The following is a 13,681-nucleotide window of genomic DNA, read 5'->3' on the forward strand; positions in this document are numbered from 1 at the left end:
CCTGCTGTCTGGGAAAGCAGGTAGTGGTCGTCGATGGACTGAAAGAAGTGCTCAAAGAGCTGAAGTCAATCGGCAGAAATCTGAATCAGCTTGTCACCCTGGCACATATGGGACGCATCACGGTAGTCAATCTGGACAGCGTACGCCAGGCATTCTCTGAGCTCTGCGCCGCTGTCCGGTTGATTCTGGAACGAAAGCGGTGGTGAAAAATGGCGATCATCAGCTTCACTAACTACAAGCGAGGACAGACCACCGGACGCATGGGAGCCGTGATGCGGTACACCATGCAGAACAAGAAAACCGAGTGTGACGGTCAACAGTTGGTCACAGGCATCAACTGCCAGCCGGAATCTGTCTACGCGGACTTCATGACCACCAAGCGGATGCATCACAAAACCGACGGCGTGCTGTTCTACCACATGGTGCAGAGCTTCCCCAAAGGCGAAGCGGTCGACCCTGTCACCGCCCATGCAGCGGCATTGAAGCTGGCTGAGTACTATGAGGGCTATGAAGTTCTGGTCTGCACCCACACAGACCGGGAACACATTCATTCCCACTTTCTCATCAACTCCGTCAACTTTGATACGGGAAAGAAACTGCACATCGCAAAGGAGCAGCTCCAGGAACTGCGGCAGCGCAACGATCAAGTCTGCATGGAGTTTTCTCTCCCTGTGTTTAAACCCACGAACAGGAAAGAGAAGACTAAGACAATGTCCATCGGCGAGTATCACACGGCTGCCCGTGGCCAGAGCAAAAAACTGCAGCTCATGAATATCATCAACGACTGTATGGGCCACGCCTCTAACCGTGAGGAGTTCATTGCGCTGATGGAGAGCGAGGGCTACAAAGTACGCTGGGAAACCTCCCGGCGGAACATCACCTACACCACACCCAGCGGCTGGCAGTGCCGTGACCGCCTGCTGTTCGGGGATAAGTATCTAAAGGAGAATATGGAATATGAATTCAGGATCAGAGAAGAAGTTATCTATGGACGAGCTGTTGGAGAAGAACAGACCTGCGCAGATGGTACAGACCACGCCGCAGCCTCCGGCGCAGGAGCTGACACCGCCTCCCGAAGTGTGTCCCACGAAAGCGGAGTGGGAGGAACTGCTGAGCGACCTCTGCACACTGGGGTACCACACCGAGAGACAAACTGGCTATCTGAAGAGGAGCAGCGAACTGCTGGCGCAGTTCCCGACCCGGACGCAGATGGACGAACTGCTGAAAGCGGTGAAGCATCTGGAGCAGATGAGCGAACAGGCTGGGAAGCGGAACGAGAAACATTTTTCTCTGCCCGGCATCAGACTACCCAGACTGCGGCTACCGCACCTGGATGGCCCCACATGGGCGGTCCTGCTGATGGGGACGGCAGTGTTGCTTCTGCTGTGGTGGGGCTTGGATACCGTCTGGAGCAATCTCGGTCTGATGCTCCCGTGATGGACAGCACCACCATGCGCCCACATACAGACAGGAAAACGCTCCGTAAGAAGCAGCAAAAGAAAATCGCCCAAGGCCACGCCGAGGACGATCACGAAGAAGAACAGACTTGGCAGCAGACCATGTGACGGTCTGCTATTTTTGTTGCCCGAATTTGTTTCGGGGGAAAGGAACGCTATGAAAAGTGAGTTTGAAGTGTATATGGAGACGGGTATCCTGGGCGGTTATATGCCAGAGCGAGCGATTGGCTACCGGGACGAGAATACGATCACGCCAATCTACCGGGATACATCTTATCACGAAACAGAACATGGTATGGAACTTCGCCGGGAGATGATCGTGGGCGGACGAACATTCTTCGTCCGTTCCATCTTCTCTACCGCAGAGAAAGCGAAAACACCTACGGAGCAGATGCTCCAAATCATCGACAGTGATTTAGAAAAAGGTTCGCTTTGAGGATAGACATTGGGCAGGAGATACGGTATGTTTGTTGTTACCGTATCGGCTTGCCCGGAAAGGAGTAGCAATGGCAAGCAACGAAAAATATACCGTCCTCTATGGCCGACTGAGTCAAGAGGATACGCAGAAAACAAATAAGACGGATGACTCGAACAGTATTCAGAATCAAAAACTTCTGCTGGAGAAGTATGCAGCCGAGAAAGGATTCAGCAACACCCTCTTCCTGTATGACGACGGTTACTCTGGAACGAACTTCAACCGCCCAGGCTGGCAGCAGGTCATGGAGCTGATGGAAAACGGTCAGGTGGAAACACTGATCGTCAAGGACATGTCCCGACTGGGCCGTGAGTACCTTCAGGTAGGTCAGTACACGGAACTCATCTTCCCAAGCTATGGTGTGCGCTTTATCGCCGTCAACGATGGCGTGGACAGCCTGTACGAGTCCACCAATGACTTCACGCCCTTTCGGAATCTGATGAACGAGTTCTATGCCAAAGACTGCAGCAAGAAGGGACGTTCTGTGGTTCGTCTCAAGGCTGAGACTGGCGCCAGAGTCTCCTCCCGACCCCGCTATGGGTATATGAAGGACCCGGCAGATCCCAAACGGCACATGGTGCCTGATCCCGAGACCGCTCCGGTGGTGCGGTACATCTTTGACCTCTGCGTTTCTGGAAAGGGTCCTGCCCAGATTGCAAAGCAGCTCAAGAAAGACAAAATTCCCACGCCTGGATATTCCTACTATCAGAAGCACGGAGTAGAGCTGACCGGAGTGGACATCACCCAGCCATACAACTGGTCCACCAACACCGTCGCTGGCATTCTGGAGGATGAGACTTACCTGGGTCACACCATCAACCTGAAATCCACCACTCTATCCTTCAAGAACAAAAAGCGCATTGAGCGTCCAGAATCTGAGCAGCTCCGCTTTGAGAATACGCATGAGGCGCTTATTTCGCGACAGACCTGGGAGATCGTACAAGATATCCGTAAGCACAAACGGCGCAGAGCCAACATGGCCGAGCAGAATATCTTCTCTGGATTGGTCTACTGCCTGGACTGCGGCGGCACCATGGTACTGCACCGAGCACACACCATGGATGCGGTGAAAAACAACTTTATGTGCTCCACCTACAAGAAGAAAGGCAAAGATGTTTGCTCCGGGCATTACATCAGAGAACAGGAACTCAGTGCCATCCTGCTGGATGACATCCGGCGTGTCACGCACTTCGCTCGTCAGAACGAACTGCGGTTTGCAGAGCACATTCGCAAGAAGCAGGGCAAGGAGGCACAGCAGGAGATCGCTATGCTCCAAAAGAAGATCGACACCATGCAGAAGCGCCAAGCCGAGCTGACGAAGCTGTTCAAACGGCTCTACGAGGACAGTGTACTTGGACGCATCCCGGACGAGCAGTATCGCATCCTGTCTCAGGAGTACACCACCGAGCAGAAAGAGATTCAAGAACAGCTCCCCGCCATGGAAGTAAGGCTTCAGGAACTGAAAGACTCCAGCTCCAATATTGCCCGGTTCATTGAGAATGCCAAGCGATACAGCGAGATCCCGGAGCTGACTGCTGAGATCCTGCGCATCTTCATCAAGCGAGTGGAGGTCGGAGAGCGTACGGAGAAATACTCCCGCACAGCACCGCAGGAGGTACGCATCTACTACCGTGACATCGGACTGGTGGACGAACTGCCTCAGAGTATGGTTGATTCCGTGGCAGAAGAAATCCCAAATGAGGTTGCATGAGCAAAATAGGGAGGCTGTGCCGAAACACAGCCTCCCTCCACAGGAACAAATATTAAGTTATATGGGTAGGTTCATAAATTGTCCCTATGGAACGCCGGAGAATGCTCCGCAGGGGTGTTTTTGTGTGATCCGACACCAACGGAATAGGCCGTTACTCAGTAGGCCAGCTTCTCCACCGTCCAGTCGGCGATGAGCTCCGCATACCATTTGCACACGGCTTTCCCGGTCTCCAGATCCAGGTTGATGTAGTTGCCGCACTCTGCCGGGCTTTTGCCGGGCATCTCTCCGGTGTAATCTCCGGCGGCGGTGAACACCTGCTGCAAAAGGGCAATGGCTCCCTCGCAGGAGAGCAGGCGGTTGTCAAAGAGAAAGTAAAAGCCGGTCTGGCAGCCCATGGGGCCAAAATAGATGACGGCCTCCTTGTCCTGGGAGTTGCGCAGCAGTGTGGCAATGAGATGCTCTGCCGAGTGCATTTGGGCGTTAGTCAGCAGATCGCCGGTGTTGGGCTTTTTGAACCGCAGGTCAAAGGTGACGATGTCTCCATCCCTGCGTGAGTAATAGAGCCCCGGCACCAGCTTGTTGTGGTCCACGGTGAAGCTTGCAATGCGTTCCATAGTCAGATCGTCTCCTCCTGTAATCGTTTGGCAAAGGGCAGCACTACGGCGCCCAGATTTTCCAGTGCCTGGCCAAAGTCAAAGTATTCCGCCGCCTGGTTGTCGCTGAACAGGTGATCCGAGACGGATTTTACTGCCACGAACCGCACGTTGTTGCGCAGGCATACCTGGGCAATGGCGCCCCCCTCCATTTCCACCAGCAGGGGAGAGAAGGTATCCCGGATCCAGGCAGCCCGCTCTCCCTTGACAGCAAACCAGTCTCCAGTGGCTACACGGCCGGTGACGGCAGGGGTGCCCATGGATTGCAGCGCCGCCGCGCAGCGCTCCGGCTCCCAGGTGGGAAAGTCCACCCGGTTGACAGTGGAGACCAGGCCGATGGGATCTCCCACGGCAGTGGTGTCCACGTCATGCTGCACGAACTCCGACGCCACCACCACGGAGCCGGTGGGGAGATCTGTGGCACAGCCGGCCACGCCGGCATTTAAAATCAGATCCACGCCGTATTTTAAGCACAGGATCTCCGCAGCCATAGCGGCGTTGACTTTGCTGACGCCTCCGGCGCAGGCAATGATGCCCGGGGACAGGCGGTAAAAGGGGATGCCGGAGACTGTCTCAAAGGCTTTCAAATCCCGGGCGCCGGGGAGGGCGTGAAATTCCGCAGGCATGGCAAATTGAATTCCAATGTTCATGCTTTCTCCTTTACAGGTGCTGCGGCAGCTTCTTTCCGCAGCTGCCGCAGTATTCAAATTCCGCATTTACCCGGGCTCCGCAGTAGGGGCAAAAGCGCAGGGCGTCTGTCTTTGGTTCCTCCGAATCCCGGGGGGCTTCCATCTCCGGATGAAAGCGCTGGGAGAGGGGATCTGGCTCTTCCTGGCTGTCCACGATGTCGAATTCTGAGTAGCGGTTTTCGGAGGTGGCGTTTTTGAAGTTGTATACCGCCTGTACAATTCCCATAATCACAAAAACAACACCGAAGAGGGGGAAAAAGATGGGGGCGCCCATGGAGACTGCCGCTCCGGTCCAGATGAGGCCGAAGACTGCGGCAACGATGGAGCCCATAGCGCCCATGGCTGAGGGGCCCCGCCCGGGTTTGATGCTCTTCATGTACGTTCCTCCTTTGGACGATCTCTGCCGGGGTGGCCTATCATGGCCCCCTCCAGAAAAGGTCACTCTGTGTCGCTGAGAATCTCCCGGTGTTTATCCACTACGCTTACGGAGAGGTCCGCCACATTGTCCGTACCGGGATCCTCCAGGATGCGCAGCAGGTTGGAGGAGATGTACTCCGTCTCCAGCAGATCGCCGTCAGCGTTGCGCACCTCGCAATAGGGGCTGAAGTTGCTGCCCGAGAGAACCCAGGAGTCCACCATGTAGCTCAGGTGATCCAGCGTGATGGGCGCCATGCCCATCTGCATATCCGTGGGCTGATAGGGAGAGGTGCCGTCATAGAGGTATTTCTGCCCCTCCATGGCGTCATACTGCAGCGTCCGCAGGCCGGACCAGTAATTGCTTTCCTCGCGGCAGAACTGATGATAGGCGTTGAAAATGCCGTTGGTGATGCCCAGACGGCCCAGCACCGCCGCTGAGAGCTGATAGGCGGCCATATCTTCATCTTCCTTGGCAAGTCCGAAATTGTCCCAGATAATGTACTGGGTACGGTACAGGGAGCCGGCCTCCATATCCTTAGCTTCCAGCCCCAGGGCAGGAAGATGGTCGCCGTAGAGCACCAGGATGGTCTTCTCGTCCCGTTTGGACAGCGTTTCGGTCAGGTTCCCGACGAATTCGTCCATCTCGTGAACCTGATTGACGTAATACTCCACCGCATAGTGGTAATCCTCATCCGGATAGCTGACCACAGTGATCTCCGGGTCCTCCAAAACGGGATCCATGGGGTATTTCCCGTGACCCTGCACGGAGACGGTGAACACCAGATCCGGCTGATCTTCCGTGGTATTGAGGGCCTTGACGATCTGACTGGTAAGGATGGCGTCCTTGGCCCAGTTCTTGGGCGTGGTGGGAACCTGGGGCATATACTCCAGGGCTGTGAAGTCGTCAAAACCCAGGTTGCCGTAAACCACATTGCGGCTGTAGAACGTGGCCCGGTGGTTGTGGATGGCGTGAGTGGCATAACCGTTTTCCTTGAGGTTGTAAGCGACGGATTCTGCCGTTTGATCCATCAGGGTGGTTTCATAGGGATACTCGCCGGGGCCGAAGAAGCGGGTGCTCATGCCTGTGAGGACTTCGCACTCCGTGTTGGCGGTGCCGGCGCCCACCACGGGCACCGTCAGATAGCCGGAGGAGAACTCCTCCGACAATCGCCGCCAGTTGGGCACTGCATCCTCCGAGAGGGTCAGATCTTTGATTTGGGCCGGATCGATAAAGGATTCCAACTGTACAAAGATGACGTTTACATCCGTCTGAGGCTGGGAGGAAGGATCGCTGTCCTCCTCCAGCATATCCAGCACATTGTTCACAGACTGCTGGCTGTAATTGGAGGGGCGGTGAATACCCTTGTTGAGCCAGGTCTGCAAAAAGCAGTAGGAAAAGCCATAGTCCTCGTAGGCAAAGGCCAGGTTTGCAAAGGTAGTGGAGAGCTGATTGGTCTGGAATGCCAAGGCCCAGCCGCCCGCCAGAGCACCGCCGCTTACCAGCATCCCCAAAATGCCCACCAGGATCCGCTTTTTCAGCGGAAGGGCATTCCGGGGGCCCTTCCAGAAAAGCAGGATCAGGCCCAGGGCAGAGAGGATCAGTGCCACGGCCAGCAAAACGATGTATCCGGTGGAGAGGTAATTGGGGAGGGTATCCAGACCGGTGTTGAGTACCGTGAGATCCGACATGGTGAAGGGCGTCATCCGGTTGAGCAGGATGAAACCGTTGACCCCACCGGCCACCAGCCAGACGATGGTTGCCAGGACGCACCAGAACACCCGCCGGCGCAAAAACAGCGCGGGCACCAGGGTAACCAGCACAATCAGCGCATCCACCAGCAGGGCCAGGGGATTGTCTGTTACAAATTCAAAAAGAGAGGAAAAGCCCTCCGTAAAGGTTTTATGATTGAAGAGCTCCACCACAACCGTGATGCCAAGCGCCAAAAGGGGATAGACCCACAACTTTTGAAACGCCTGGCGTTTGGGCGAATGCGCAGCATCTGCGGCGGATTCATCTTTGGGTGGAGTTATGGTGATATTCATAGCATGGACCCTTCTTTCTTAGTCCAGTGATTATAGCGCATTCTCATTCACAAATCTATTACAAAATTGTAAATGATTCGACGGATTGATTGCGGATTTTTGCCTGTTTGACAGAAATTACTTGGCCTATGGAAAGAAGAAGGAGCCGGAAGCAAAAAACGAGCGGATGGAGAATGCGGGATCCTCCATCCGCTTTTGCATGTGGTATCCTTACAGATCAATGCTGCCGGTGGCCTTGTCGTTGATGACAAAGTAGGCTTTCATATCCTCCGGCTTGACATACAGGCTGACGCTCTTGATGGACGACGCCCGGTGACCGTCGGCCACGTAGGCTTCCTTAGCCCGGGTCATCAGATCCTCGGTGTTCCACTCCATAGCGCCAAACTGGACGAGAATACGCTCAGCCTTGACAGGAGCGGCCTTCTGAACCTTTTTGCGAAGGCCCTTCTGGGGAGCGGCTTCTGCACCCTTGACGGGTTCCACAACAGTGGCTTCTTTCTTCACGGCGGCTTCGATGGGAGCCTCCTTCTTTACGCTTTTACGAATGGACATAGTTTTGCTTCCTCCTCTTGGGGATCTCTTTTGTATGAAATATGCAGCAAGGATCCCTCTTTGCTTCCATATTTTAACTCCTGTTTGCTGAAGATGCAAGCCTTTCCCAATATTTATGATGATTTGCACAGCGGGAAGGCAGTTGAAGGCCGGGCTGGTTCGTGATATCATAAAACCGTATACATGAAAACAAGGAGGAATGGGCCATGGTTACAATGGCAAAACGCCTGGAAGAACTGCGGACCGAGCGGAATCTCAGCCGTCCGGCCCTTGCTGCCGCACTGGGATTTCCCCGGACGGCCATTGAGAAATTCGAAACGGGACGGCAGACGCCTTCCCAGGACCAGCAGGAAAAAATGGCAGCTTATTTCGGAGTCTCCCTCTTCTACCTGCGGGGAGAGAGCGCGGATCGTACCTCCATGGAGGATTGGATGGACGGCGCCTTCCAGGAGACGGCTCCGGCACCTGCGCCGGTGCCCCGCCCGGTAAAGGCGGCCAAGGCGGCATCCGGGGAGGAGAGCGGTACCATGTTTGACGCATTCTTTACCAGCAAGCGCTTTCAGGAGAGCCTGCGGGGTGCCGTTTTGGAGGTGCTGCGGTCTCCGGAGGGACAGGAGATCCTGGCCAAGGCTGTGCGGAAAGAGCTCAGCAGCCGGAAGTGACGTTCCCTTGACAAACTGCCCCGGATTTCCCATAATAGATACAAATACCCCTTACGGTATGGGAGGTGCTTGCAGTGAGACAGTGTATGGATGCGGACAACCTGCACCGCCGCCTGAAAAAGATTATCGGGCAGGTTCAGGCCATCGACCGTATGGTGGATGAGGACATCCCCTGCGAGGATATGCTCGCCCAGATCAATGCCGCCAAATCGGCTCTGCACAAGGTGGGACAGGTGGTGTTGGAGGGGCACATCCGCCATTGCGTACTGGACGGCATCCAACATGGAGACGCTGATGCCACGCTGGAGAGCTTTACCAAGGCGGTGGAGCGTTTTTCCAATATGAGCTGAATCACAGGGCCAGCCGGAAGCACCGGCTGGCCCCTTTTGGCCGTCCGGCAGATGGGTTTTTGACAATTTGCCCACATGGGGCGCACATGGACAGAGAACTTTCCCTGATTTCCCCAAAAGAAATTTTGCCGTTTTGGTTGCGCATGGGTCGAATTTGTGTTACGATGAGCGAGATACAAAGACAAATGACCGTAGGAGGCGGACTATATGGCAAAGGAAGTCAAGTATTATATCGTTGCCGCCAACGCCCTGCCGGAGATCTTCATCAAAGTGGCAGAGGCCAAACGGATGATGCAGACCGGAGAGGCGGACACGGTGGGCACGGCTACCCGGCTGGCCGGGATCAGCCGCAGTGCTTTTTATAAGTACAAGGATTCCGTACAGCCCTTTAACGACATGAAGTCCGAGCATATTATCACCTTTTATGGTATGCTCAAGGACAATACCGGTGTTTTGAGCCGGGTGCTGTCGGTATTTGCCAGCTCCGGTGCCAATATCCTTACCATCAACCAATCCATTCCCACCAACGGCTGCGCGGCGGTTACCATCTCCGCGGAGACCTCCGAGATGGAGGAGAGTCTGGAACAGCTGCTCGCCGACGTCTCGGGCCTGGAGGGCGTGGTGAAATTCGAGGTCCTGGCGGGATAAGGACCGAAAGGAGAAAGAGATGATACAGATCGCCATTTTGGGCCTGGGCACCGTGGGAACCGGCGTTGCCCGGGTGGTGGCGGAGAATGCCCGGCAGATTGAGCGCAAGCTGGGCGAACCACTGCAGGTGAAAACCATTCTGGTGCGCCGCTTCAAGGACGGCCCCTACCGCCAACTGATGACGGATGACTTTTCCAGGATCGAGCAGGATGAGGACATCCGTGTGGTGGTGGAGACCATCGGCGGCGTGGAAGCCGCCTATGAGTATACCAAGCGGGCTCTGGAGGCCGGCAAGCACGTGGTGACGGCCAACAAGCAGCTGGTGGCAGAACACGGCTGCGAGCTTCTGGCCCTGGCCCGGAAGAAGAACGTCAACTACCTTTTCGAGGCCAGCGTGGGCGGCGGCATCCCCATCCTGCACCCCTTGCGGGAGTGCTTGGCTGCCAACCGCATCGAAGAGGTATACGGCATCCTCAACGGCACTACCAACTATATCCTCACCCGCATGGTCCGCACCGGTGCCTTTTTCTCCGACGCCCTGCGGGAAGCTCAGGCCAAGGGCTACGCAGAGGCGGATCCCACCGCCGATATCGAGGGCATCGACGCCGGACGCAAGACCTGCATCCTGGCGGATCTGGCCTTCGGTCATCAGGTTGACCCCAAGGATGTGCCCATGGAGGGCATCTCCAAGCTCTCGCTGCGGGACGTGAAGATCGCCCAGCGGGCGGGATACCGGGTGAAGCTCCTGGGCCGGGCAGTGCGGCTGCCCGGCGGCGGGCGCACTGCGTACGTGGCTCCCCATCTGATTCCGGAGGACCGGCCTCTGGCCAACGTGGAGGACGTGTTCAACGCCATCGTGGTGCGGGGCAATGCCACCGGAGAGGTGATGTTCTGCGGCAAGGGTGCCGGGGAGATGCCCACCGCCTCCGCCTGTGTGGCGGATGTGATGGAGGCCCTCCAGGCCAGCCCCCGGCGGGAGGAGACCGGCTGGTCTCCGGAGACCGCGGGCTTCGAGGATCCTCTGGAGCTCCACACCCGCTATTACTTCCGCATCGAGGGCAGCCTCACCGACGCCGCCATGGCCTTTGGGCAGGTGGAGGTGCTCAGCGAGGACGGCGAGACTGCATTCCTTACAGACCGCATCAGCGGCCAGGAGGCTATCCAGCAGTCCGGCATGCTGAACGTACTGGCCAGAATGCGGGTGCTGGACTGAGGCCAACGCCCTGCAAGGCGCGTATGATACAACAGGAGACCATCCCAATTTAAGTAGATAAGAAGGAAGCACTATGAGTTTGATCGTACAGAAATTCGGCGGCAGCAGCGTCCGGGATGCCCAGCGCATCCGGAATGTGGCCGGCATCATCGCGGAGACTTACCTGGCAGGCAACGACGTGATCGTGGTTCTCTCCGCTCAGGGCGATACCACCGACGATCTCATCGCCAAGGCGGAAGAGATCAATCCCAAAGCCTCTAAGCGGGAGATGGATATGCTCCTCTCCACCGGAGAGCAGATCTCTGTTGCCCTGTGTGCCATGGCCCTGGAGGCCATGGGACTGCCCTGCGTGTCCCTGGCAGCCTGGCAGGTGGGCATCCAGTCCACCTCCGTCCACTCCGACGCACGCATCAAGAAGATCGATTCCGAGCGCATCCAGTCGGAGCTGGATCAGCACCGCATCGTGCTGGTCACCGGCTTCCAGGGTGTGGACCGCAACGGCGATGTGACGACTCTGGGCCGTGGCGGCTCCGATACCAGCGCCGTGGCGCTGGCGGCGGCCTTCCGGGCAGAGCTGTGCCAGATCTATACCGATGTGGACGGCGTCTACACCACCGATCCCCGCATCGTTCCCAACGCCCGCAAGCTGGAGGAGATTACCTACGACGAAATGCTGGAGCTGGCCAGCCAGGGCGCCCAGGTTCTCCATAACCGCAGCGTGGAGCTGGCCAAGAAGTTCAGAGTGAATTTGGAAGTCGTGTCCAGTCTGGAGAGAAAACCCGGCACGAAAGTTAAGGAGGTCACTAAAGTGGAAAAAACCAACATTGCCGGTGTGGCAAAGGATACCAGTATCGCCCGTGTCGCCCTGGTGGGGCTGCAGCATAATCCCGGCGTCGCCTTCCAGGTCTTCGACCTTTTGAGCAAGCACAACATCAACGTGGACGTGATTTTGCAGTCCATCGGCCGTCAGGACACCAAGGATATCACCTTTACCGTCCATAAGAAGGATGTGGCGGAGACCGAGGAGATCCTCAACGAACATAAGGAAGCGCTGAAGTTCGACCATATCGAGACCGACGTGAGCATCGGCAAGGTCTCCATCGTGGGCGCGGGCCTCATGAGCAACTGCGGCGTGGCCGCCAAGATGTTCGAGGCCCTCTACGAGGCCGGCATCAACATCCAGATGATCAACACCTCTGAGATCCGCGTTTCCGTGCTGCTGGACGAGGAGGACGTCAACAAGGCCGTCAAGGCCATCCACGCCAAGTTCTTCGACGAGGTCTGACGCCCCATTGTGGCGCTTTCCCAACGGGAAAGCGCCACGTCGGTTCTGTCCCGCCTCCCCTTCGCATAGGGTGAAGTGAGGTGAGGCGTACCATGAAACATCCATTCAACCGTTTTGCCGTGCGGTACCTGGCGGCCGTGCTGCTGGGACTGCTGGCTCTGATGCTCCACGGATCTGTACAGGGAGGAATCCTGGCGGTGCTGGTGCCCCAGGCACCCAGCCCCTGGGAGCTTTCCAAGCTGGCTTTCTGGCCGCTTCTGGCGGTAGCGCTGCTCTCGGGAGTGAAGCGGGAGCACGGCCTGGGGCGGCAGCTGCCGATGCTGGTGATTGCTCCGGTGGCCATGACCCTTGTGTGCTGGGCTTTGCTGAGCCTGGGAGGGAGCGGGCCGCTGTGCCTGGTGGTGTGGATGTGCGTGCTGGCGGCGGTTCTTGCCGTGGGAGTGCCGGAGAAGCTGGGCCGCTGGCCTGTGTGGCCGGTGCTGGTGCTGGCTCTGGCGGGGTTTTACATCCTGCTGACGTACCTGCCTCTCTATTGGGGGCCTTTTCTGGATCCGCGGGACGTTGCCGCTATGGCAACGATTCCCTGTTAAGCGGAATAACTTTACAAATGAGGCCGTTTCGTGCTGAGCGGGGCGGCCCTTTAAGGAGGAAACACCATGAACGCCATCGTCACTGTGGTGGGGCAGGACAAGGTGGGTATCATCGCCGCCGTGTGTGCCCTGCTGGCTGAGAACAATGTGAATATCCTGGATATCTCCCAGACCATCCTCCAGGGATCCTTTACCATGGTCATGGCCGTGGATGTGGGAGCATCCAAGGCATCCATCGGGGAGCTGCGGGGGCTGCTGGACCAACTGGGGGAGCGCATGGGTATCTCCATCCGCATCCAGCGGGAGGAGATCTTCGACGCCATGCACCGGATCTGAGGGAGGAGAGGCTATGCTCAATCAGAAAGAGATCCTCTCCACCATTGAGATGATCGACCAGCAGCATCTGGACATCCGCACCATCACCATGGGTATTTCTCTGCTCAGCTGCTGTGACCCGGACCCCAAGCGGGCTTGTGAGAAGATCTACGACAAGATCACCCGGTACGCGGAAAAGCTGGTGTCGACCGGTGAGGATATCGAGCGGGAGTTCGGCATCCCCATCGTCAACAAGCGTATCTCCGTGACCCCCATGGCTCTGGTGGCCGCCGCCAGCGACGCGGAGGACTATGTGCCTTTCGCCCTGGCACTGGACCGGGCGGCCCATACCTGCGGCGTCAACTTCATCGGCGGATACTCCGCTCTGGTGCAAAAGGGGATGACGGCGGCGGATGAGAAGCTCATCCGCTCCATCCCCGAAGCTCTCTCCCGGACGGAGCTGGTGTGCTCCTCCATCAACGTGGGTTCCACCCGGGCGGGCATCAATATGGATGCCGTGGCCCTCATGGGCCGCATCGTCAAGGAAACCGCCGCCGCCACCGCGGACCGGGACGGCCTGGGCTGCGCCAAGCTGGTGGTGTTCTGCAACGCCGTGGAGGA

At 57.2% G+C, this 13,681-nt stretch carries 17 protein-coding genes; 12 read left to right on the forward strand and 5 right to left on the reverse strand.

What is annotated here, in order from left to right; all coding sequences use genetic code 11:
- The 4 genes from ACT67G_RS10490 to ACT67G_RS10505 form a co-directional block, all read left to right on the forward strand.
- A partial coding sequence (locus ACT67G_RS10490) for a plasmid mobilization protein (RefSeq protein ID WP_443664211.1) occupies window positions 1-206 on the forward strand: 206 nt, incomplete at its 5' end.
- Window positions 207-209: 3 nt separating this feature from the next.
- Window positions 210-1,565 (forward strand): relaxase/mobilization nuclease domain-containing protein, encoded by a 1,356-nt coding sequence (locus tag ACT67G_RS10495; protein WP_443664212.1) that lies wholly within the window; start codon window positions 210-212, stop codon window positions 1,563-1,565.
- A 49-nt stretch (window positions 1,566-1,614) separates the two neighbouring features.
- Window positions 1,615-1,893: a hypothetical protein gene (locus tag ACT67G_RS10500; protein WP_443664213.1), complete on the forward strand. Its 279-nt coding sequence runs from the start codon at window positions 1,615-1,617 to the stop codon at window positions 1,891-1,893.
- Window positions 1,894-1,963: 70 nt separating this feature from the next.
- Window positions 1,964-3,643 (forward strand): recombinase family protein, encoded by a 1,680-nt coding sequence (locus ACT67G_RS10505; protein ID WP_443664214.1) that lies wholly within the window; start codon window positions 1,964-1,966, stop codon window positions 3,641-3,643.
- A 155-nt stretch (window positions 3,644-3,798) separates the two neighbouring features.
- On the opposite strand, the gene ACT67G_RS10510 is transcribed toward ACT67G_RS10505, so the two are convergent.
- The 5 genes from ACT67G_RS10510 to ACT67G_RS10530 form a co-directional block, all read right to left on the reverse strand.
- The gene (locus tag ACT67G_RS10510) at window positions 3,799-4,257 is read right to left on the reverse strand and encodes an S-ribosylhomocysteine lyase (RefSeq protein ID WP_325244209.1); all 459 of its coding nucleotides are present in this window, start codon (window positions 4,255-4,257) and stop codon (window positions 3,799-3,801) included.
- Between the two features lie 2 nt (window positions 4,258-4,259).
- Window positions 4,260-4,946 carry a 5'-methylthioadenosine/S-adenosylhomocysteine nucleosidase gene (gene mtnN, locus ACT67G_RS10515; RefSeq protein ID WP_325244207.1) on the reverse strand — a complete coding sequence of 229 codons (687 nt, stop codon included), beginning with the start codon at window positions 4,944-4,946 and terminating at the stop codon, window positions 4,260-4,262.
- Between the two features lie 10 nt (window positions 4,947-4,956).
- Complete coding sequence (locus ACT67G_RS10520) at window positions 4,957-5,361, reverse strand: DUF7577 domain-containing protein (RefSeq protein WP_325244206.1); 405 nt, start codon at window positions 5,359-5,361, stop codon at window positions 4,957-4,959.
- A gap of 62 nt (window positions 5,362-5,423) precedes the next feature.
- On the reverse strand, window positions 5,424-7,364 hold the full coding sequence (locus ACT67G_RS10525) for an LTA synthase family protein (RefSeq protein WP_443664215.1): 1,941 nt from the start codon (window positions 7,362-7,364) through the stop codon (window positions 5,424-5,426).
- Between the two features lie 291 nt (window positions 7,365-7,655).
- Window positions 7,656-7,997: a DUF6465 family protein gene (locus ACT67G_RS10530; RefSeq protein ID WP_443664216.1), complete on the reverse strand. Its 342-nt coding sequence runs from the start codon at window positions 7,995-7,997 to the stop codon at window positions 7,656-7,658.
- A 206-nt stretch (window positions 7,998-8,203) separates the two neighbouring features.
- Between ACT67G_RS10530 and ACT67G_RS10535 the strand changes: the two genes are divergently transcribed.
- From ACT67G_RS10535 to ACT67G_RS10570, 8 genes are all read left to right on the forward strand, one after another.
- Entirely contained in the window at window positions 8,204-8,659 is a 456-nt protein-coding gene (locus ACT67G_RS10535) for a helix-turn-helix domain-containing protein (protein ID WP_326215320.1), read from the forward strand.
- A gap of 74 nt (window positions 8,660-8,733) precedes the next feature.
- Entirely contained in the window at window positions 8,734-9,009 is a 276-nt protein-coding gene (locus tag ACT67G_RS10540; RefSeq protein WP_325244198.1) for a metal-sensing transcriptional repressor, read from the forward strand.
- Between the two features lie 207 nt (window positions 9,010-9,216).
- On the forward strand, window positions 9,217-9,657 hold the full coding sequence (locus tag ACT67G_RS10545) for an ACT domain-containing protein (RefSeq protein WP_325244196.1): 441 nt from the start codon (window positions 9,217-9,219) through the stop codon (window positions 9,655-9,657).
- 19 nt (window positions 9,658-9,676) lie between these two features.
- Window positions 9,677-10,870, forward strand: coding sequence for a homoserine dehydrogenase (locus ACT67G_RS10550; RefSeq protein WP_326215318.1), 1,194 nt, complete (start codon window positions 9,677-9,679; stop codon window positions 10,868-10,870).
- A 73-nt stretch (window positions 10,871-10,943) separates the two neighbouring features.
- The gene (locus tag ACT67G_RS10555; RefSeq protein ID WP_325244192.1) at window positions 10,944-12,155 is read left to right on the forward strand and encodes an aspartate kinase; all 1,212 of its coding nucleotides are present in this window, start codon (window positions 10,944-10,946) and stop codon (window positions 12,153-12,155) included.
- 92 nt (window positions 12,156-12,247) lie between these two features.
- Window positions 12,248-12,745: a hypothetical protein gene (locus ACT67G_RS10560; RefSeq protein WP_325244190.1), complete on the forward strand. Its 498-nt coding sequence runs from the start codon at window positions 12,248-12,250 to the stop codon at window positions 12,743-12,745.
- A 66-nt stretch (window positions 12,746-12,811) separates the two neighbouring features.
- The gene (locus ACT67G_RS10565; RefSeq protein WP_325244188.1) at window positions 12,812-13,081 is read left to right on the forward strand and encodes an ACT domain-containing protein; all 270 of its coding nucleotides are present in this window, start codon (window positions 12,812-12,814) and stop codon (window positions 13,079-13,081) included.
- Window positions 13,082-13,094: 13 nt separating this feature from the next.
- Window positions 13,095-13,681, forward strand: a 587-nt coding sequence (locus tag ACT67G_RS10570) for a DUF711 family protein (protein WP_443664217.1), incomplete at its 3' end; no start/stop codon positions are given.

Origin of the sequence: Dysosmobacter sp. (genome assembly GCF_052306735.1) — a bacterium.
Classification (GTDB): Bacteria; Bacillota; Clostridia; order Oscillospirales; family Oscillospiraceae; genus Oscillibacter.